Here is a 20598-nt window from a genome sequence, read left to right on the forward strand (position 1 = left end):
AGTGACAATTTGCATACTAAAAATTTATTGCGCATTTTTTCGACCGATTCACCTAGTTTATTGTTGTATGAGTAGTATTTTATTTTGCCATTAAATCACTTAACCAAATAAAAGATCAAATGATATTGATAACTACTATCATTTAAATTAATATTCTCAGCCTTTCTAGCGGGTAATTTATAAATCTTTGGAGTTCAAGTGGTAAGGAATCCATACAAATTGGCGGGTGTTTCACTCGTTTCTACAATGCTTGTTGCTTGTGGTGGTGCAGACTCAGATCCCAAGCTTAGCCAGTCACAAACTCAGCCAAAATCCTCGAATATTTCTGGTATAGCGTTAGATGGTTATTTGCACAAAGCCAAGGTCTGTTTAGACAAAAATGGCAATGCGATGTGTGATTCTGCCGATGGAGACATTGCGACAACGGACGCCAAAGGACAATTCCAACTTGATGTCGACGATGATCTGGCTCAATACAAAGTGCTGGTTGAAGCCGTAGCAGGCATAACCGTAGATATGGACTCCCCCAACCAAGCAATTGAGTCTGGGTTTACCTTAGAAGTACCAAGCAACAACTCGGACGTCGTAAGCCCGGTTACCTCACTGATTGCCAGTGTGTCAAAGACCAGCGGTATCAGCTTCGATGATGCGACTGAGCTTGTTGCCAACGACCTAGGGATCGACAAAAGCCTAGCATTGGGTGATTACTCTGCTTCAAATTCAGCAAAAAGCCGTGAAGTGCATATGTTTGCGCGCGGTGTGACTCGCGTACTGCAAGAAGCCCAAAAAGCTTCGGTAGACGCAGGTGTCGACCAAGTTAACGCCCGTAAAGGTGCAATGTATAAACTTGCTGATCTTGATTTGGTCGAGTTCAAAGCCAAAACAGATCGACTTTCACATGGTGCGTCTGGGACAGACAGTGCTCTAGAGCAACTCGGCAAGGAGTACCGAGAGCAGCTCAAAGTCTCGCAAGAAGATATCGACGGCAGTGAAATCGTGGTTAAGCCACCAGCGCCCAAGCACGGTAAAGTCAATGATGCATCAGATACTTTCAACTGGCAGTTTGTGCGTGGATTCAACCAAAACACAGATTACGAATATTCCTTAGATTCCGGTAGCACCTGGTCGACTGTCATTCGCAAACCGATTGTGGTTGGAGAACAGGCATTCGATAAAGGCGCTATTCAGGTTCGAGTCGCAGCCTCTAGTGCACGTAATACCCCGGCAGGTAAACCGCTTCTTTCAAACAAAGCATTTACGCTTACGACAGTCCCAGCAGCACCCGCTTGGGTCACCGTGGACAATGCGGGCAACGAATTCGATTGGGCGCTGGTCGATTCTTTTAATGAATTATCTCTTTACGAGTACTCTCTAGATAACGGTGCTAACTGGGTAAAAGCAACCGAAAAACCTCAACGCATTCAAGACTTAGATATTCCAGCTGGGCATCTAAAAGTACGTATCGCGAAGGACGACTCCCTAGGTCACCCGACTGGTTTAAGTGCTATGTCAGACAAACCGATGACAGTAACCCCGGCGCAACCAGTAAAACCTGTACTGGACTTTGCAAACGACAGCACTAATCAGATCAACTGGCTTTGGGTCTCTGGATATGATGCGCCATCTTTCTACGAGATTAATCTAGGTAACGGTTGGAATACTGTCACTGAACTTCCCTATGTGGTTGGCAACGTTTCACTTCCGGCTAACAGCATCTCTATCCGTGTAAAATCCAATGTGCAAGATGCTCGCCCCGCAGGCAATCCACTAGTGATTGGTACGGCTTTCACTCGCTCAGAAAACCAGCCTGTTGCGCCAACCCTGCCGATTATTGATGATGCTGAAAACACGTTTGCGTGGACAGAAGTTACAGAGTTTGCAGGCAAAGACTTCTACGAATACTCACTAGACAGAGGTCTTACATTTAGCCCGGTAACTAGCAACCCACAAGCAATCCCAGATGAGACGTTTGCTAAGGGACAAGTCTGTGTGAGAGTGAAAGCAGGAACAGACCCTCAACATGATCCTGGTGAAACGCTATGCTCAGATAAGCCATATTCGGTAACACCTGACAAGCCATCGGCACCAACATCTCCAATCACTCACGATGGGTTAGACACATTTGATTGGACATTCGTAACAGGCTTCTCAGAAGTTGCGGATTACGAGATCAATGTACTCAACACAGGTTGGGCAACGGTTACTCAGAAACCTTATCAATTAAACGATCAAGCTTACGCTATTGACTCAATTCAAGTGCGAGTCAAACGAGATCCAATTACCGGTCGTCCTAGTGGATCAGAGCTGACAAATGATGCTGCGTTTACCGTTCGTCCATCAGCACCCACTGCTCCAACGGGCCTAGTGGTGAACGATATAGACAACACGCTAGATTGGACATACTTTGGCGAATTCACACAACCAGAGCATTTCGAAATCACGCTCGACTCAGGTTCTACTTGGACTAAAGTCACCGCAAAACCGGTTGTGATCGGTAACGTCGACAAGAGTATCGGTGAGGTTCAATTGCGCGTCGCTCAAAACCCGACGAATGGCATGCCTCATGGCGTAGCAGCATTAACCACACAAGCCTTCACCAAAGTGTTTGAGATTCCAGCACCAACATCGCCTGAGGTAACCAACACTTTTACTGGCTCAAACCCAATCAAGACCAATGGTTTTGAATGGGACTACTTAACGGCTAACGTTGATGGTCAATCTGTTCGCTTTGATGAAGCCGAATACTATGAATTCACCAACGACAAAGGCCTGACTTGGCAACCTGCTGTTTCAAACCCACAGTTCATTGGCCCTGAAGCATATGACAAGGCTAATGTCGGTATCCGACTAAAAGCACATGCGAAAGAAGGTGTCGCAAACTCGACCAGTGACACGCTTTGGGCAACAGCAGCAAGCAGTCGCTTTACCGCCCTAAAATTCGTACCAATGAAAACCCGTTCACAAGCTGCTGATTTTGGTTACGGTGGATCATGGAATACGTACTCGCTCAATTGTATTGCTGAATACGATGATAAAGGGCAAGGGGAGCCGACGTTTTGGGCGGAGCGATTCTCTTCAGAAACCGATACCGCCTTCGATAAAGTCGCTCGACTGATTGCTTGTGATATCACTGGTTGGACGCTTCCAGATACTAGTGAAGTGATCACGTTATCGCAGAGAGATCCTGCAACACTGCCATCAAATCTAAGAAGTGGTTACTTGGTATCGAATCAGTCAGTGAATGTGCTAGCGGATAAAAATGGCGTCGCTGTCACTATCAACAAAGGCCAAGAATCTGTTGAGCAGTATTACTCCAAATACGCATACGCTAAATGGCAATTGCCATCAGGTGCAGAGTTACTCACTGGTGTAGATAGCGCTACGACTGAAATAGCCGCCTTTCTGAGTACACAAGATACGAAGATTAACGCTACGGAGCTTTATTTAGAAACCTGGCTAACCGCCAACCAATCTAAGAGCAAAGGTTACGCTGCATTAGAAACGGAAGCTAAAGCTAAAGTAGCAGAACTGCAGGCTTTGACCCAACCATGGTCAGATGATCTTAAGAATACGAAGCTAAAGCTAAAAGCTCTTGAATTTCAAGCATCTGTTGCTCAAAGCCGAACTGATGCTGAGAGCCTTGAATTCATTAACAAGGTCAAAGCGTATAAGGAGCAAGTCGCTAAATTAGAGCAAAACACCGTTGTACTAAGCGCATTAGTCTCTGGTTCTGAATTTGCTCAAAAGTTGGCGTTCATGCAGCAAAAGTCCGTAACTCTATCAAGCTCAACCAACGCACTAAGCTCTGCGTCACTGGCTAAGGATATTCACCAGGCAAGTTTAGACCTGTACAAGGCTATCTCAGACCTCGAGCATCAATATGGAATGGTTAATTCGTTCGTAAGCGAGCTGAATACATCAACACAAACGCTAGGCTCGGAGTTTGCCACCCTAAGTACATTGTTCCAGAAGTTTGTCACTGAGATGAACACGACGGCCACAATCCACAACCTAGTACAATCAAAAGTGCTAGCAAAAGATGGACTGAAACTAGCAAAAGACAATGGCTTTAGCGTTTCTCAAGCAGATGCGACCGTAAGCAGCCGCTTCGCTAAATTGGACGAATTAGGCAACTACCTACCAAAAAGCACTACCTACCAACAAGGCTGGCGTTGTGTTGAGGACACTAACATCACTGGCAAACGCCGAGTTTGGACACTGCTCAAAGACGGTCGACCAAAAGGTGCTGACGATCTTGCTTATGACGCTTCGGCATCTGGTGTAGCAAGTGTCTTAGGCAGTAACGGCCTGTTAGAAAGCACTAATGATGCGAACTTATGTGGCTTCAATGATTGGAAAGTACCGGCGCTGTCTCAGCTACTTTCACTACAAACTAAAGCAATCTCTAGCTCAAACTCGACCATAACAATCGATACCGATGCATTCCCTCATCACCGAGGGCTGGATCCGGAGTATGACAAATCTAGCTATTACGGTGGTGTAATTTTTTACTACTGGTCGAATCAAGCAAAAGACACAAAACAATACATAACAAACTACAGCTCTGAGCGCAGCTACCAAGATGTCCGTCGTTCGGAAGTCGGCGGTACTAAAGATGCAGTCATCTTAGGACGTCTGGTTAGAGAGAAGGCAAACACATACCAATATCTAGATATGCAAGGAAACGTTGTTGCCGATCGCCAAAATGCCATTTGCGCGCAAGACACTGACAGTAAGCTCGTTTGGCAACTGTTTACCAACGGAGACAGCAGTCGTTTCAAGAAATACGTAGAGGTAACACCTTTAATTTCAACACGAAATACACAAAAGGTGTGTGGCAAAGCGAACTGGCGCTACCCATCGAAAGCAGAGCTGTATGGATTACTTCCTATCAATGCGGATGTCTTTAAGTTTAACGAAGTCACTGGTGGAGGTTATTCCAACCATAGCTCCTATATCACCAGCGATCCCGCTCCTTATGGTCGTGTCCTCGGATTGAATATGACAACCATGGATGAAAGCCAAGTTGGTACTCAAAGTTACGACGGCCGCTACCTATACCGACTTGTTGCCAAATAGGCACTAAAACCTCTTATTAATTACTACAACAGCCTCTGCTGAGGCTGTTTTCATCTAGGAAACAAGAAATGTTGAACAAGAAAAAGCAACGCGGTGCAGCCGCAATCGAATACGCCATTCTCGCAGCAGCAATGGCAGTTGTACTACTCAATTTTGTTGGCGGTGAGAACGGTGAGCTAACAGAAGCTATCAGTGACGCCTACGGTACTGTAGTCGAAAAGCTAAAAGACGCACAACAAGCCTCAGAGTAAGCCCGTTTATTGCAAATTAAAGGAATAGTTATGACTGCCAAGCGACTCATGTTGCTGTCGTTATTTTGCTCGGTGCTCGGAATATCCGTTTTACTGTTGAGCCAAACCAATAGCGAGTCTGCGACCACTTCTTCTAAACAAGCCGTTAAGCAAACGGTCAAAGTGTTGGTTCCAACTCGCACGATAGAGATAGGTCAAGCCTACACACCAAACTCGTTCCGATGGAAAGAGGTTCCACAACAAGAGTTGGAAAACTACATCGACCATGTGACACCAGAAGATATTTCTGCTGATCACTCTATGTCGGGGCTTGCGCGTACCAAGCTTGTCAAAGACTCGATATTGTCGAAAGCGGATATTACCGAGCCAGAAGGCGGCTACTCGCTTTCATTAAAGCTACAACCAGGTTATCGCGCTATCTCAGTGCCTGTTGATCAGGTGACATCAAATTCGGGCTTTATTGAGCCGGGCGACCGCGTAGATATTCTCCTGCTCGGTTCACAAGATGGTGAGCTGCTTCGTTATGGCAATTCATCGCAGGGTTTGTATGTCACAACGATCGCTCATGATGTGAGAGTCTTGGCATTTAATGACAAGCAAACGGCTGAATCTTATCAAAAGGCCCGCGAATCTAATCATTATGAAAACGGTATCCCTGACGACAGCAGTGTCTCTTTAGAGGTAACCCCTGAGCAAGCAAACCAAGTTGTTTTGGCTAAGCAATTAGGCAAGTTAACACTTGTCTTACGCGGGCAAAACGAAGACCCAAGTCAAACTCAGCACGCAAATTCAGCGACGCTGAAAGCCATCTCACCAGACACAACTCAGGTACTGCCTGACGTCGGTTTGGTGGAATTTAGAGCCGACAACAAAACGATCAACAATAAAACCGGAGCTGATAACAATGGCTAGTACCTGTCGTTGGTGGGGGATTCTCCTGCTATCAAGCCTGTGCCTCTCTTTTGCGTCAGCAGCATCTGCGCTTGATGTAACAATCAATGAGGCAAAAATGATTCGCTTACCAGAAAAAGCGAAGTCGATTTTCATCTCTAGCACCCACATTGCGGATTACCAGACATTAACCAACACCAAGGTGATGGTATTTGGTAAGCGAGCTGGCAGTGCCACTATCACTGTTTTGAACGAGCAAGAACGTGTCATCTATACCAATAAGATTCGCGTGACTCACAACAGCCACGAGTTCAATGAACTGGTCAAAAACAAGTTCCCAGAAGCGTCCGTAAAAGCGGAATCTCTGGGTGGAAAGCTATGGCTAAAAGGGCAAGTACCTTCACCTATGATGGCGCACAATATCGTGTCTTTAGCGAAAGGCTACCTGTCTCCTATTGTTGACCAAACCCAGCAACAAGAAAGCTCAAACACTCAAAACAATGCAGGTAGTAGCAATACGACGACGAAAGATCAGCCAATGCAATCCAATGAAGATGAGCTGATTAATCAATTGGTTGTGACCATGCCAAACCAGGTCAACATTCGAGTGAAAATCGCTGAAGTATCGAGAAATGTTTCTAACAAATTGGGGATCAAGTGGGGTTCTATCGCAGGTGGTGTTGGACAGTTTTCATTCTCAAAACTGCCGAACATCAGCAGTTGGACTAAACCAAGCATAACCGCACTGATTGATGCATTAGCGACAAACGGCATGATGTCTGTACTGGCTGAGCCTAACTTGACGGCGATGTCCGGCGAAGACGCTGAGTTTCTGGTGGGTGGCCGGGTTCCATTGCCTTTGATCACTGCTGATACGACTCAAATCGAGTACCAAGACTTCGGTGTAAAACTCAACTTTACGCCAACGGTGCTCAGTCAAAATCGCATCAGTTTAAAGGTGAATCCTGAGGTCAGTAACCTCTCCATCGAAAGCCAACAAGTGATACATGGGACTAACTTCCCCTCTTTTACTAGTCGTAGCGCTGCTACCACCATCGAATTGGCCAGCGGACAGAGCTTTGCCTTGGGCGGCTTATTGAAATCAGAAGACATTGAACAACTGCAAAAAGTGCCGCTTATCGGTGAAATACCTGTACTAGGAAGTCTGTTCCGTTCAACTGAATTCACTCGCCGAGAAACAGAGTTGATCATCATTGTCACGGCTTACCTAGTGAAGCCAACTCGTTCAGATTCGATGCAGCTACCAACCGACGGTCTCATTCCACTAAGCGATGTAGAACGTCTTCTAGCATGGCCAAGAATTCAACGTAAAAGAACACACGACCAAGACACATACACCGACAACCACAAGCCTCGCTTGCTGGGTGACAACGGGTTCTATTACTGAGGACATCATGAATAAATTATCCTTATTGCTCCCTGCCCTATTTGTGTTTGCGGGATGCGCACCTACGCCAACCACTCAGCAACCATCTGTCGATGTGGTGTCTGTGACTAACAAGTTCTCTCTAACGCTTGCCGGGAAAACACTGTCGGCTCAGGAAAAGGCGGATCTTTCTGACTTTATCGCTCGTCGAGGCAGCGCGAGTAGCTTGATGATCAAAATAGAAAAAACGACGCCGAAAGGTGAAAAACAGCTCGAGAAAGTAAGGCTTCACCTTATCGAATCAGGCCTCTATCCATCACAAATTTGGGTAGCAGACGAAGCAACAGAAGGTAAAGGCGACATCACTATTTTAGTCGAATCTTACCGCGCTAAAGTCACAGCCTGTGACGCGGGTAAAACGCCAAGAACCACGCTCAACGCCTACCGCACTCAGCGCAATTTTGGGTGTGCAAATGCCAACGCGCTTGCACAAATGGTCGCCAACCCTAAAGACCTAATCGTCGGTCAACCGATCAGTGGTTCTCAAGGGCAGAAAGCCGTGTCTAGTATCGATAACTACTTTGCTCCACCAGCCCAAAGCCAACAGACAAATAATGCTTCTTCGACGACCACGCAAGGAGGTTCGCTATGAATCAAGTACACCAGTTAACGGTACTGATCGCAGCGTCTGAGCAACTTGATACCCTAGCGCTTTCGCACACACTGAATGACTTTGGTATTCACAACATCACTGTCTCTTCAAATCAAGAAGACGACGTAGTGCGACACGTGCTGAAGCATGGCATCAAGACAGTATTTCTCGATGTGTTGAATTGTGAGCTGGCAGAGTCGAAACAAGCCGTGCTGCGCTTGATTAAGCGTACAGGTTGTCAAGTTATCGCTATTGGCCACTCAGATGAAATTTTCATCTACCGTGGCATGCTGGCATCAGGCGCGAGTGACTACCTAGTACCTCCTGTGACTCCACAAGATCTGGAACACGTTTCTTTCGCAGCTTTACAAAACAGCAGCGAAAAACGAAATGAAAAAGTCATCTCGGTTGTCAGTGCAAAAGGTGGTTCAGGCAGCAGCACCATTACTGCAACCCTTGCACAGCAACTTGCGGAGCTCAACAAGAAAGTGGCTTGTCTAGACCTAGACTTTTCAATGGGCGATTTAGATCTGCTACTTAATGTTGAGGGGAACTCAGCATTGATCGAGCTTTTACAATACCCAGAGAGACTAGACCCGTTAGTGTTCGAACGTAGTGGGATCAGCGTATCTGCAAAGCACACCCTCTTTACTGGCTATCTACCTTTAGATGCCACACCATTTTGGCCACAAAAGAGCGCTTTAGACCAATTTACCAAGTTTTGCCTACAAAACTCAGACTACCTATTAGTGGATATCCCAACTTACTCTTTGCGTGATCAAGTGGGCTTTGACGCACTGAAAAGTGCCGATATCCGAGTGATTGTCGTTGAACCTACACTCGGCTCTATCCGCAATGCCGGCCAGATCATCAAACGACTTCAGAATCAAACCGACTCCCAAACGCTTGTTGTGCTCAATCACACCAAGTCTGATTCAGGCTCAATGATTTCAGTTAACGATGTGAAAAAGTCGTTAGGTGTACCGGTAGACGTTGTCATTCCGTTCTCCCCAAACCACTTTTTGAGCAAGTCATCACTTGGTCAACCTGCCCACAAAGGCAACAGGAAAGTGAAAGTGGCATTCAATTCTTTGGTTGAATTAATCACAGGTGAATCGCAGCAAAGCAGCCGCCGTTTTTGGAAGCGAGGTGCATAATGTTTGGTCAAAAAGCAAACACGGTTGATCCGATTGAAGTCAACCAAGCTCGGTTGCATGAAACGTTAACATCCGCTCCTTCGCTACGTGATCATTATCATGTGATTCATGAAGAGATCATCAAGGCAATCGATCCATCAGCGGTTGTGAGTTTAAGTGCGTCCGATCTTGAAGCTCGAATTTCAGAAATGGTATCGGAAATTGTGGTCTCTAAGCAGCTACCACTCGGTCATCAGGATGTGACTCATTCTGTAGAACAGCTCTTAAATGAATTTCTAGGGTTGGGACCACTACAACCACTGATTGAAGACCAAACGGTCACTGACATCATGGTCAATGGTTACCGTGAAGTTTACGTCGAGCGTTCAGGCAAACTGCAAAAAACCACGGTCCAATTTCGTAATGAAGAGCAGCTTCTCAACTTAGCGCGACGCATCGTGAGCAAAGTGGGTCGACGAATCGATGAATCGAACCCATTAGTTGATGCAAGGCTAGACGACGGCAGCCGTGTCAATGTCATGATCCCACCGCTCGCGCTTGATGGAACCTACATCTCTATCCGTAAGTTCAATGAAAAGAAGCTGACACTGAGCCAATTGGCACAGTTTGGTGCGATGTCGAATTCGATGATTAAGCTTATTGATATTATCGTTCGCTCTCGTCTCAACGTTCTTGTCGCGGGTGGTACCGGTGCAGGTAAAACCACCCTGCTTAATGCGATGTCTTTCAGCATCTCGCCTCAAGAGCGAATCATCACCATTGAAGACACAGCTGAACTGCGCCTGCAACAACCCCATGTGGTGCGTGCAGAAACTCGCCCAGCCAATGCAGAAGGTTTAACGCCGATTACTCAAAGAGAGTTAGTACGAAATGCCCTACGTATGCGACCAGATCGCATCATTTTAGGCGAAGTTCGTGGCGATGAAGCCTTTGAGATGATGCAAGCAATGAACACTGGCCACGATGGTTCGCTGTGTACACTTCACGCCAACTCTGCAACGGATGCACTGGTGCGAATGGAGAACATGCTAATGATGAGCCAAGCGACGCTGCCTCTATTTTCACTACGTCGCCAAATCGCCGACACCATTGATGTAGTTATCCAAGTAGAGCGAATGCGTGATGGCAAAAGGCGCATTGTTTCAATAACCGAGGTACAAGGATTAGAGGGCGAGCAATACGTCACTCAAGAACTGTTCGCCTTTAAAACGCTATCGGAAGACCAGCAAGGCAACCTAATTGGTGAATATAAGAGTGCCAAGTGCGTACCAAGCTTCAACGAAAAAGCGAAATATCACCAGTTAGACGCTCAACTCAGGGTGGCAATGGAGCTTGAAGCCGGATGATTCTTGTTCTTACTATTTCTGCGCTGCTGGCTACGGTTTGGTTAATCAAGCTCAACTCAAAACAAGCCATTGTTAATAAGCGACTGTCCTTGGTATCTGGTTCATACAAAGCAAGCCCTGCAGACGTTTCTATCAAAAAGTCGAGCCATCAGCGCACCAACAAACTGCATGCGTTCTTCCTGCGAATCAATGCCTTGCTGCCTGTTTGGGATAAGTATTTCATCGCCTCAATGATTGTTGGCTTTCCAGTTGCTGGTTACCTGTTAGTACCAGAGCTTCCAGTACATCTTCGATTGCTTGCAGCAGTTGGGCTGTGGCTCATATGTACCTGTGCCATAGTGTTTTATCGCAGAAAGAGACAAGTAGAAGAGTTTGAAAAAGACATCATCAACGTCCTTGGATTGATTTCTAGAGCGGTTTCAGCAGGGTTATCTATCCCACAAGCGATTGATCAAGTGGCACAAACGCAACCTGGTTTGTTAGGGCGCGAGTTCTCTTACCTTCGCGATAATCTCGCGCTTGGCCTTAGTCTTCGCCAGAGTCTCGATGATGCGTGCATTCGTCTTCCTTACAGCAGCTTTCGTTATTTCTCTGTTGCACTGATCCTTAACCAATCGAATGGTGGTCAACTGCGCGACATTCTTCATAGCTTAAGCCGAACCATGCATGACAACCGTGCGATGAGAAAGAAGGTGAAGAGCCTAACCTCAGAGCCTCGCATCACAGCGTTATTTCTCTCTGTCTTACCCATTGGGTTGCTAGGTGGCATCTATTTAATTGAGCCCTACATGATTAAGCAGCTGTTTAACACTGAACTGGGTCAGCGAGTGCTGACCTATGCATTAATTAGCATCAGCATCGGCACCTTAATTTTGAATGCTCTGACTCGCAATAAGAGGTTCTCATCATGATGTATGTTGCCATGTTGCTATTGGGATTAGCTGTTCTTCTCACGCTGATTGCACACCTATCTTCGTTCAAACGAGACGTTGTGGCTGAGCGACTGAATCGCGTATCAAGCTATTCTTCAAAGTACAAAAACACGTCGGGTAAGTGGCGCTTCCAAGGTGAGAAATCTCGACGTCAAAAGCTAGTTCTGATTGGTTGGCTTAACCCAAATGCAGAGATGTACTTTTTAGGGCTTAGATTAATCACCATGACCGTAGGTGCTGTTACTTGGTACGCCACTCGCATTCCAGTGCTAACGATGAATTCGGCGGCAGAGTGTATTGCTATCGGCATCGTGGTCGGCATTCTATTCGATCGCATTCTTGAATGGCGAGTGAACCAAGTTCGAATGCAGATCAGCCGAGTAATACCCGATGCCGTCGACCTAATGGTGGTGTGTGTTGCATCTGGCTTAACACTCGAAGCGGTATTTCGCTGCGTTGGTGAAGAGATGCGTTCGATCTCCCCTGCCTTGTCACGAGAATGGCTGTTAACCGCAACTGAGATCTCTGTTCTCGATTCACCACAAACGGCACTCAACAACTTAGACAAACGTGTCCAACTGTCTGACATCAACAACGTTGTCACTACCATGAACCAAGCGCTGCAATACGGTACGCCTATCGCGGATGCCCTCAAACTGATCGCTTCAGATAGCCGTCAATACCACTTCTTAGAACTGGAAGAGTGGGTGGGGAAAATACCAGCCAAAATGTCATTCCCTTTGGTGGTTTTCATCATGCTACCTGTGGTGGGCATCATCGTCGTGCCAATCATGTTGTCTCTTACACAAACTCTGGGGGGCTTATGAGAACCATCCCGTTATTCTTTTTGTCGCTGATATTGTTCGGCTGTCAATCAACCAACCACGTTGAAAAAGATACCGCCGAAAACATGAAGGTGGCAGAAGTTGCGTTAATGAATGGTAAGCCAGAGAGCGCCATGGATCTCTACCGAAAAATGTTGGTATCGAAGCCCAATGACCCGCAGTTACTGCTGTTGATGGGCTCCGCAGCCAATCAAGCCAGTCGTTATGACGAAGCACTGCATTACTTAAAGCGTGGTATCGAGCTTAATCAATCCAATGCGATTTACCGTGAGTTAGGCCGTTCATGGTTAGCTTTAGGTGAGCTTGAACAAGCGACCTCGGCTCTTGAAGAGTCTGTTCGACTAGAAGCTTCCGATGACGTTGCTCAAAATAGCTTAGGAGTCAGTTACTCGCTCAATAAGCAGTATTCCAAAGCCAGAGAGTGTTACTCAAATGCGCTTAGCTTAATGCCTTCAAGCAACGAATACCGAAACAACCTCGCTATGGCTTGGATACTCGATGGTAAACCAGATCAAGGGATTCGTATTCTGCACCCGATCTTTGTCAGAGGTGAAGCTAGCGTAAAACTCCAGCTTAACCTTGCTTTGGCTTACGCACTTTCTGGTGACAGCGAGTCTGCAAAAGCAATCGCTCGTGAACACTTATCGCAACCGGAATACGCTAACAATAGCTTGTATTACCAAGCTCTAGCCGCTCACGCTGATCGAGGAGAACAATAATGCTCTCTCGTCAGAAAGGTGCGAATAGCGTTGAGTTTCTAATGATCACCCTACCGTTTCTATTGCTGATAATAGGGGTCTTTGAGATCTGCCGCCTGCTGCTAGTCAGCATCATCTTCGATGTCGCCGTTCATGCAGGTGCTCGAGAAGTCAAAACTCAACCATTTGGTCCCATATCAAACCAAGTTTTCATCGACACTATCGACAGTTTCCCACTGATCGAACGCAGCAAGATCAAGTTGTCTCAACCTTTGTACGTTGAAAACCTACCGGACTTAGTTAACAGAAAAGCGGCACCGATAAGCAAAGCAGTATTGGGGGAATACACGGTGTCTTACGCATTTTCATTCGCTCTACTGCCTAGCCTTTCAACTCGTTTTTTAGAACGTACCGGCCAAATGACAACCTTGGAAAGAAAGGTATTGGTGAGTTATGACGGTTAATAACACACACACCAAAAAACAAGCGGGATCAGCAGCCGTGGAATTCCCATTTGTCGTACTCGCGATGATGATCATTCTGTGGGGGTTCGTTGCTGTCTACCGCTTATTCAGCCTGCAGACTCAGTTAGACAATGTTACCTACAACCTAGTGAATGCGATTTCTTCAACTCAACTCAAACCTGAGCAAGGTAAGAATGGTTTACCCGAGACTCTAAAAGGTCCATTGATCGTACTCGCTGAAAATTACCTGCCGAGTAGCATTGTCCGTGGCGATATTGGACTTTTACTTGAAAGTCGTGTCTTTGATATTGCTACTTCAACGTGGGAATACAAACATCTGTATGCGGGAAGCGACTGCCAAAGTGATCGACCGATTGAACAGCTTACGGACATGCTCGTTGTGGGCAGCGGCGATCCTGCGTTGGATGGAAGACCGTCCACCCTGGTTCAGCTGACCTTATGCGTGGAGACACCATTTAGCTACGAACGGCTCGCTCTTCCAAAAAGCTTAAAAAGCTCATCAGTAGTGGTAGGTAAGCACTATGGTTAACTCAATGTTTATCGGCCTGGCCCGTCAGCAAAAAGGTTCGATCACCCTTTCCTTCTTGGCACTGCTGACCCCTGCACTATTTATCGCCGTCGGCACTTTGATGATATCGGCGCAAGTGATGGTTTCTAATCGAGCCGCGCAAGCCGCTGACTCTGCCGCATTAGCTTGTGCTTTTGCTGATGAGGCGACTCTGAGAATGATGCGCGCATACCAAGATTACTATCACCCGACACTGAAAGGTGTAAGTGGATTAACACCGAAAAACCAAGAGTGTCGAATTAGCCTAGGTTACTCCGTTACACCGTTATTGCCTCATTTCAGTTATAGACGCGATGACCAAAAGGTGACTGCAACAGGTGGAGGCTTTAAGGGGGTGGTTGAAAGCAAACACTCTGCGATTCCAACAGAGTTGGTACTAGTGCTCGACGTATCTGGTTCCATGGGCTCAAACATGTCGTCACTAAAATCCATTTTGTCGAACGCATTGAATACGATTCAATCTCAGAGCAATAACGCTAACGATTTAGATTCAGTAAGTATTTCTATCATTCCTTTTGACTCTGGGGTGGCAACACATCGCCCGCCCTGGTTATCCAAAGAAGCAGCCGGAATCTACTGTATCGATGGACTTAGCTATCGTAATGGCGATTTCTCTGCGGCGCTGACCGTAGATAACCTCGCGACACTGCATTCAGAGCGACCTGTGAAGTTTACACCGCCAAGTAAGTGGTTAAGCGACTGCAATCAAGACTCACCAATGTTGCCATTGACCAACGTATTTTCCAGCGTCCAAAACTCGATAAACAGCCTAACTGCAAACGGTGGTACTCGCTCTTATCAGGGTTTGGTATGGGGAGTGAGACAGCTTATCCCAAGTTGGCAACAAGCATGGGGAATAAACGTAAGCACTGTACCCGAAACTAGAAGAAAACTGGTGTTATTCACCGATGGCGCTGACGAAGGAGACGCGTTCAATCAATTGGTAAACGCTGGTTTTTGCACTACGGCTATCAAGCAATACGGCATCGAAATGAATTTCATCGGCTATGGCGTCAGCCCATCTCGAATTACTCAATTCGAGAACTGTGCAGGAAATCCTTTACGCGTATTCAGTGCCACCAATACGACACAACTTAACGAGTACTTCTCCGACATTTTGGCGGTTGAATACTCGGCAAGCATCCGACTCACTCGCTAATTCAAACAAAGCGTTTGATTCAAAAGCATCGAATTTAAAACAGATAAATTAAAAACAATATGGAGAAACAAATGTTTACACGAGCCCTAGCCTTATTGGCGCTGTGCCTTTCTTTACCTGCATTGGCTTATCAAGAAGGCGATGCTTTATCGCAAGACGTTATCAAGAAACTGCAACTCAACAACGAGGAGCTCACCATTGTCGACTTCTTTGCTGAATGGTGCGTTTCTTGCCGAGAAGAGCTTCCAGAAGTAAACCAACTCTACAAAGAACTTAAAGGCACCGGCGTGACATTCAAAGGCGTTGATGTCGATGAGGATGTTGAAGTTGGCCTTGAGTTTCAAAAGCAGCTCGGATTGGAATTCCCAGTAGTCAACGATCCAGAGCAAGCATTGATCGCTGAGTTTAAACCTATCGGTATGCCTGCACTTTATTACATCTACCAAGGCAAGGTTATCAAGATTCGATTTGGCGCAATCAACCACATTGGCGACGTCATTACTGATGACCTAGTGAAAATGGGAGTGCAGCTGTGATGTTGATGAAAGCCACCCTTGTTGGATTGCTCGCTATTCCAATGACCGCGAACGCCGCTCTTGAACTCGACCTTAGTGGTTTAGGAAAAAAGCCCGTTGAACAGCAAACCAGTAAGAACAGCACTAATAGCGATGGTCCCATCGTAGAAGAAGAGATCATCTCGAGCACGGTTTACTCCAGTGGCGGCACACACTCAAACCAAACTACCAAGAGCGCAACAAGACGCAACATCGACATGGTTACGCCAAAGGCAAAGCAGCTGGTTATCAAAGAGAAAAAGCCAGAAGAGACTAACAAGCCTTCAGCGTTAGCGTTTGTCGATGAATTTCTTGGCATTGAGCCGGTAAAGCCTTGGGAAAAAGGAACGCTAGCTCAAAAAGAGATGAAACCGGGCGGCCCTGTGCCTGAATTCGATGTTTTCTCTGAAAAAGTCTTTGCCTACAAACAAGGCTCTGTCGGTGGCAGCGGTGTTGGCGGTGGCGGCTGCGGCTGTAACTAACCATTAAATCGACCCAAAAAACTCAATCGACAAAAAACACTCAATCAATAAAAAAATATTCAGTACTTCAAAAACAAAATAAGAACAAAATGAAAAAACTACCAATTACGCTGCTAAGTGCAGCGGCAGTGGCTAATGTGGCATTAGCTGAAGATCATGTCTCTGTGCATTACCTGAACTATGAAGAGTATGACGACAGAGTTTCAGCTAAGGACACCATGGTTTCGATTGAAAAAAGTATCGGCTTAGATTGGACCCTAAACGCAGAAATAAGCTACGACAGTGTTTCAGGTGCTTCTCCAGCATGGGGCCCTACGACGCCTCCAGCTTCGGATGCCGACAAAATAAATCGCGCCCTGAAAACTCAGCAAGCTCAAGACAAAACTAACGAGGTCATCCGTGCGGGTTATGATCCTCACCGAGACAGTTATGAGGTCCAGAAAGTCGGCCTAGAAGACACAAGAAAAGCACTCAGCTTGAGTGCCACCTACCGTGACAGACTGCGTAATGAATGGACCTTTGGTGGCAATGTATCCCAAGAAGAAGACTACGAGAGCATTGGTATCAATGGTAAAGGCTTGATTTATGCTGATAGCGCTAAAAACCGTTCGTACAGCTTAGGGGGCTCTGCTCTTTTCGACCAAACTCAGGCATTTGGCAAATACGTTTTAGGCTCTTCTAACAGCCAGAGCTGGGAAGACATTTTCACAGGTAGCTTAGAAGCAGGTCTATCTCAAACTTTTACACCAAATCTGTACAGCATTTTTACCGCTTATGCAGGCTACCGTAGTGGTTACTTGAGCAACCACTATTTAACGGTGCTTCGCGAAGTCGATATTAACGACGATGGCAAAATCGATGATGACGAAGTGTTCTTGGGGCAAGACTCTAGACCAGATACCCGAGTCTCTGGCGGTATTAATCTTCAGGCCTTTTACTCTTTGTCAGACAGTATAAAAATCCGACCTCGATACAAATGGTTCATGGATGACTGGGGCGTGATGTCTCATCAAATAGGCGGCAAATTATCTTGGCGTGTCAGTGAGTGGCTAACCCTAGCACCAGGTTATTTCTGGTATACGCAAGATGCAGCAGATTTCTATCGCGATCCTAGTAGCGCCGATCCTTCTTTTGCTTCGACAGGTTACGCGACTTCCGACCTTCGCCTAGGTAACTTCACTGCGAATGCTTATGAGCTTGGCGCAAGCGTTAAGGTCCATAAAACCGTGCGTTTAAATGCGCTTGCGGCTTACTACGAACAGAGCAACGGATTTGAAGCGCAGTGGTGGGCGGTTGGAGCAACTTATGAATTCTAAGCTGCCCTTTATCCATCGCTTTCATGCCATGACAGTACCTTGCGAAGTACAGATCTTATCGCTTGATTTGACCCACTTCCCAAAGGCGTGCGCAAAAAGCATCGCTGCTGAGATAGAGCAGAACACACATCGCTTAGAAGGCAAATATAACTTCTACAGCGATGATTCATGGCTAACGCGACATATTAACCAGCGCACAACCAGTGAAGTCGAACTCGATTCAGAGTCTGCGGAAGTTTTTGAGCATCTCGACCGATTAAGCCAACTGACATTCGACACGTTTGATACCACTGTTGGCAGCATCAAACACCTTTTACAACAGAAGCCGAAGATGTCACACAGCCATGCCTTTCAAGCCCTGTCTTCCGCGCTGGGTAAGCAGGCTTGGGAGCTAAAAGGGGCAATAGGTCTAGAAGATAAAATGGTTCGAGAAGGAACTGTCGATCTACAAAGTGAAGTCGACTTACAAAAGACAAGGCTACACATCCCTGATCCACGCACTCGCTTCGATTTTGGTGGCGTCATCAAAGAGTACGCGGTCGATCAAGCAGTAAAGATAGGCAAGCGACTTGGTGCAACTTCAATGTTGGCAAATTTTGGCGGCGATATCTATGCATTGGGAACAAAGCCAGATGGTTCACCATTCAATATTGCAGTTCTGGATCCAAGAGACAACAAGACGCCATTTTTTGCCGTTCCGATTACCGACGCGGCGCTGACCACATCAGCCCACAGTGAACGTCAAATGCAGTTCGGCGATAAAGCAACGTCTCATATTTTGTCGAAACAAGACGTAGAAAAGAAGATTTTGTCGGTTACGGCAATAGCTTCTTCCACTTTGGAAGCGGGTGTACTTAGCACTTCCTTAACGCTCAACCCTAACATTTCAGTACCGGAAGAGAGCGCCGTTATTTACATCGACGATCAATTACACATTCACCAAAGCACGGAGTTTTTGCATTCATGAAAAACTACCTACTCACGCTAATTCTACTGTTTAGCAGCTTTTTGCATGCTCAAGACAGCGAGTTTATTCCAGTTGAAGAAGCCTTCCCGGTTACATGGGAAGCCACAGACCAAGGCGCGGTTATCCGCTTTGATACACACCCGGGATACTATCTTTACCAATCACGCTTCTCGTTTAAAGAAGAGTCCTCATTATCGACACAAGATCCTCAATACTCGCTGCCAGGTGAAGAAAAACAAGACCCTAACTTCGGCAATGTAGTGGTGTTTCACGAACCGCTTACCGTTACCGTGCCTTACACCGGAAGTGGCAAGCTCACCGTCCGCTATCAGGGCTGTGCAGACAAAGGGCTTTGCTACCTGCCACAAAAGCTAGTGTTGGATTTACCTACGCTCAAGGCGTTGACAGAAATCACTAGTGAGAAGCCATCAAGCTCTCTGGTTCAAACACTAGATGAGATCAGTGATGATACCAATGGCTTGTCGTCGTTCCTCTCTCAAGCAGGTAAGTTACAGGCTCTGCTTGTGTTCTTCTTGCTTGGCTTAGGTCTGTCTCTCACGCCGTGCGTGCTGCCTATGATTCCTATCTTAGCCAGCATCATAGGTGGTGAAAAAGCGATGACAGGCAAGAAAGGCGCAGCCCTTTCTAGCTCGTACGTTCTGGGTATGGCGACCAGTTATGCCATGACGGGAATTCTGGTCACCACATTAGCAAAAGGCATCAATTTACAAGCAGCCATGCAACAACCTTGGTTGCTCAGCATTTTTGCCGCCGTGTTCATTTTACTAGCGTTAGCTATGTTCGGTTTCTATGAGCTTCAACTCCCTGCCGCACTGCAGCAGAAACTCAACAGTGGCTCAGACAAGTTGGGCGGCGGTAAAATTGCTAGCGTATTCGCGATGGGCGCGATATCTGCACTAGTGGTTTCACCTTGCGTTAGTGCGCCACTAGCTGGTGCATTGCTTTATGTATCCACCACTCAAGACTGGATGTTTGGTGGTGCCACCCTGTTTGTCATGGCTCTGGGTATGGGTGTTCCTCTTATCGCGATCGGTGCTAGCGGCGGACGCTTACTGTTAAGAAGTGGCGCGTGGATGGTATCGGTTAAGCAAGTCTTTGGTGTACTGCTGCTCGCGGTGGCTATCGCCTTATTAAGCCGCTTCGTTGACCCATCAATCATTATGATTTTGTGGGCGCTCCTTGCTATTGGTACGGGTGTACACTTCGGCGCGTTAGAAGCGGCACAACCAGGCTGGGCACGCACTCGTAAGTTTTCTGCACTATTGCCACTGAGCTATGGCTTGATTCTATTTGTGGGTTATTTCCTAGGAAATTCCGATCCTCTCAACCCGCTTGCGAACCGAGAGTCCGCACAACCTATGGCCATCACGTCTTTTGAGAAAACCGATTCAGTCACTCACTTAGAGCAGCAATTACAAGCTGCAGCCAATGCTGAACAAAAGGTGCTAGTCGACCTTTATGCAGACTGGTGTGTCTCTTGTAAAGTGATTGAGACCAACGTGTTTAACGATCAACAAATCAGCCAAAAACTGAAAGAGTGGCAGACCATAAAACTGGATGTGACAGAAAGCTCGCCAGAACAAATGGCATGGCTCAACAATAAGAATGTGTTTGGCCCACCAGCTATTTTCTTTTACTCACCCGATAGCGGTGAGTTAGAACCAGCGCGAGTCATGGGGGATATCGACAAAGCTGGCTTTAACAATAAGCTCAAACTTGCGAATCAGCTTGTAGCAGCCCGTACAGCGGAACCCAGCAGCCTGACAAACTAGAGAGTCGTTCAATGATCAAAAACGCCCAATCAATGA

18 protein-coding genes are annotated in these 20598 nt (G+C 46.6%); all 18 read left to right on the forward strand.

Annotated features, from left to right (window positions below; genetic code table 11):
* Positions 1-246: 246 nt before the first annotated feature.
* The 18 genes from F0232_RS16555 (at position 247) to dsbD (ending at position 20562) form a co-directional block, all read left to right on the forward strand.
* Entirely contained in the window at positions 247-5079 is a 4833-nt protein-coding gene (locus F0232_RS16555; RefSeq protein WP_105058858.1) for a DUF1566 domain-containing protein, read from the forward strand.
* A gap of 68 nt (positions 5080-5147) precedes the next feature.
* Complete coding sequence (locus F0232_RS16560; protein ID WP_060980966.1) at positions 5148-5330, forward strand: Flp family type IVb pilin; 183 nt, start codon at positions 5148-5150, stop codon at positions 5328-5330.
* A gap of 30 nt (positions 5331-5360) precedes the next feature.
* Positions 5361-6242, forward strand: coding sequence for a Flp pilus assembly protein CpaB (gene cpaB, locus F0232_RS16565; protein ID WP_105058749.1), 882 nt, complete (start codon positions 5361-5363; stop codon positions 6240-6242).
* Entirely contained in the window at positions 6235-7629 is a 1395-nt protein-coding gene (locus F0232_RS16570) for a type II and III secretion system protein family protein (protein ID WP_105058748.1), read from the forward strand. The genes cpaB and F0232_RS16570 overlap by 8 nt, the downstream gene beginning before the upstream one ends.
* 7 nt (positions 7630-7636) lie before the next feature.
* Entirely contained in the window at positions 7637-8260 is a 624-nt protein-coding gene (locus tag F0232_RS16575; RefSeq protein ID WP_105058747.1) for a CpaD family pilus assembly lipoprotein, read from the forward strand.
* Positions 8257-9417: a P-loop NTPase gene (locus F0232_RS16580; RefSeq protein ID WP_105058746.1), complete on the forward strand. Its 1161-nt coding sequence runs from the start codon at positions 8257-8259 to the stop codon at positions 9415-9417. Before F0232_RS16575 ends, F0232_RS16580 begins: the two co-directional genes overlap by 4 nt.
* Positions 9417-10763, forward strand: a complete 1347-nt coding sequence (locus F0232_RS16585) for a CpaF family protein (protein WP_105058745.1) — start codon at positions 9417-9419, stop codon at positions 10761-10763. The genes F0232_RS16580 and F0232_RS16585 overlap by 1 nt, the downstream gene beginning before the upstream one ends.
* Entirely contained in the window at positions 10760-11674 is a 915-nt protein-coding gene (locus F0232_RS16590; protein ID WP_105058744.1) for a type II secretion system F family protein, read from the forward strand. The genes F0232_RS16585 and F0232_RS16590 overlap by 4 nt, the downstream gene beginning before the upstream one ends.
* Complete coding sequence (locus F0232_RS16595; protein WP_105058743.1) at positions 11671-12522, forward strand: type II secretion system F family protein; 852 nt, start codon at positions 11671-11673, stop codon at positions 12520-12522. The genes F0232_RS16590 and F0232_RS16595 overlap by 4 nt, the downstream gene beginning before the upstream one ends.
* Complete coding sequence (locus F0232_RS16600; RefSeq protein ID WP_061032980.1) at positions 12519-13259, forward strand: lipopolysaccharide assembly protein LapB; 741 nt, start codon at positions 12519-12521, stop codon at positions 13257-13259. The genes F0232_RS16595 and F0232_RS16600 overlap by 4 nt, the downstream gene beginning before the upstream one ends.
* Entirely contained in the window at positions 13259-13702 is a 444-nt protein-coding gene (locus tag F0232_RS16605) for a TadE/TadG family type IV pilus assembly protein (protein WP_105058742.1), read from the forward strand. The genes F0232_RS16600 and F0232_RS16605 overlap by 1 nt, the downstream gene beginning before the upstream one ends.
* Positions 13692-14252 (forward strand): tight adherence pilus pseudopilin TadF, encoded by a 561-nt coding sequence (gene tadF / locus F0232_RS16610; RefSeq protein WP_105058741.1) that lies wholly within the window; start codon positions 13692-13694, stop codon positions 14250-14252. Before F0232_RS16605 ends, tadF begins: the two co-directional genes overlap by 11 nt.
* Positions 14245-15450, forward strand: a complete 1206-nt coding sequence (locus F0232_RS16615; RefSeq protein ID WP_105058740.1) for a hypothetical protein — start codon at positions 14245-14247, stop codon at positions 15448-15450. The genes tadF and F0232_RS16615 overlap by 8 nt, the downstream gene beginning before the upstream one ends.
* A 71-nt stretch (positions 15451-15521) precedes the next feature.
* Positions 15522-15986 carry a TlpA disulfide reductase family protein gene (locus F0232_RS16620; RefSeq protein WP_105058739.1) on the forward strand — a complete coding sequence of 155 codons (465 nt, stop codon included), beginning with the start codon at positions 15522-15524 and terminating at the stop codon, positions 15984-15986.
* Positions 15986-16486, forward strand: coding sequence for a DUF4266 domain-containing protein (locus F0232_RS16625; RefSeq protein ID WP_105058738.1), 501 nt, complete (start codon positions 15986-15988; stop codon positions 16484-16486). Before F0232_RS16620 ends, F0232_RS16625 begins: the two co-directional genes overlap by 1 nt.
* Positions 16487-16575: 89 nt before the next feature.
* Positions 16576-17802 (forward strand): DUF3570 domain-containing protein, encoded by a 1227-nt coding sequence (locus tag F0232_RS16630; RefSeq protein WP_105058737.1) that lies wholly within the window; start codon positions 16576-16578, stop codon positions 17800-17802.
* Positions 17792-18769, forward strand: a complete 978-nt coding sequence (locus F0232_RS16635) for an FAD:protein FMN transferase (protein WP_105058736.1) — start codon at positions 17792-17794, stop codon at positions 18767-18769. Before F0232_RS16630 ends, F0232_RS16635 begins: the two co-directional genes overlap by 11 nt.
* Positions 18766-20562, forward strand: coding sequence for a protein-disulfide reductase DsbD (dsbD, locus tag F0232_RS16640; RefSeq protein ID WP_105058735.1), 1797 nt, complete (start codon positions 18766-18768; stop codon positions 20560-20562). Before F0232_RS16635 ends, dsbD begins: the two co-directional genes overlap by 4 nt.
* Positions 20563-20598: the final 36 nt, after the last annotated feature.

Source organism: Vibrio sp. T3Y01, from assembly GCF_013114525.1.
GTDB lineage: Bacteria > Pseudomonadota > Gammaproteobacteria > Enterobacterales > Vibrionaceae > Vibrio > Vibrio chagasii_B.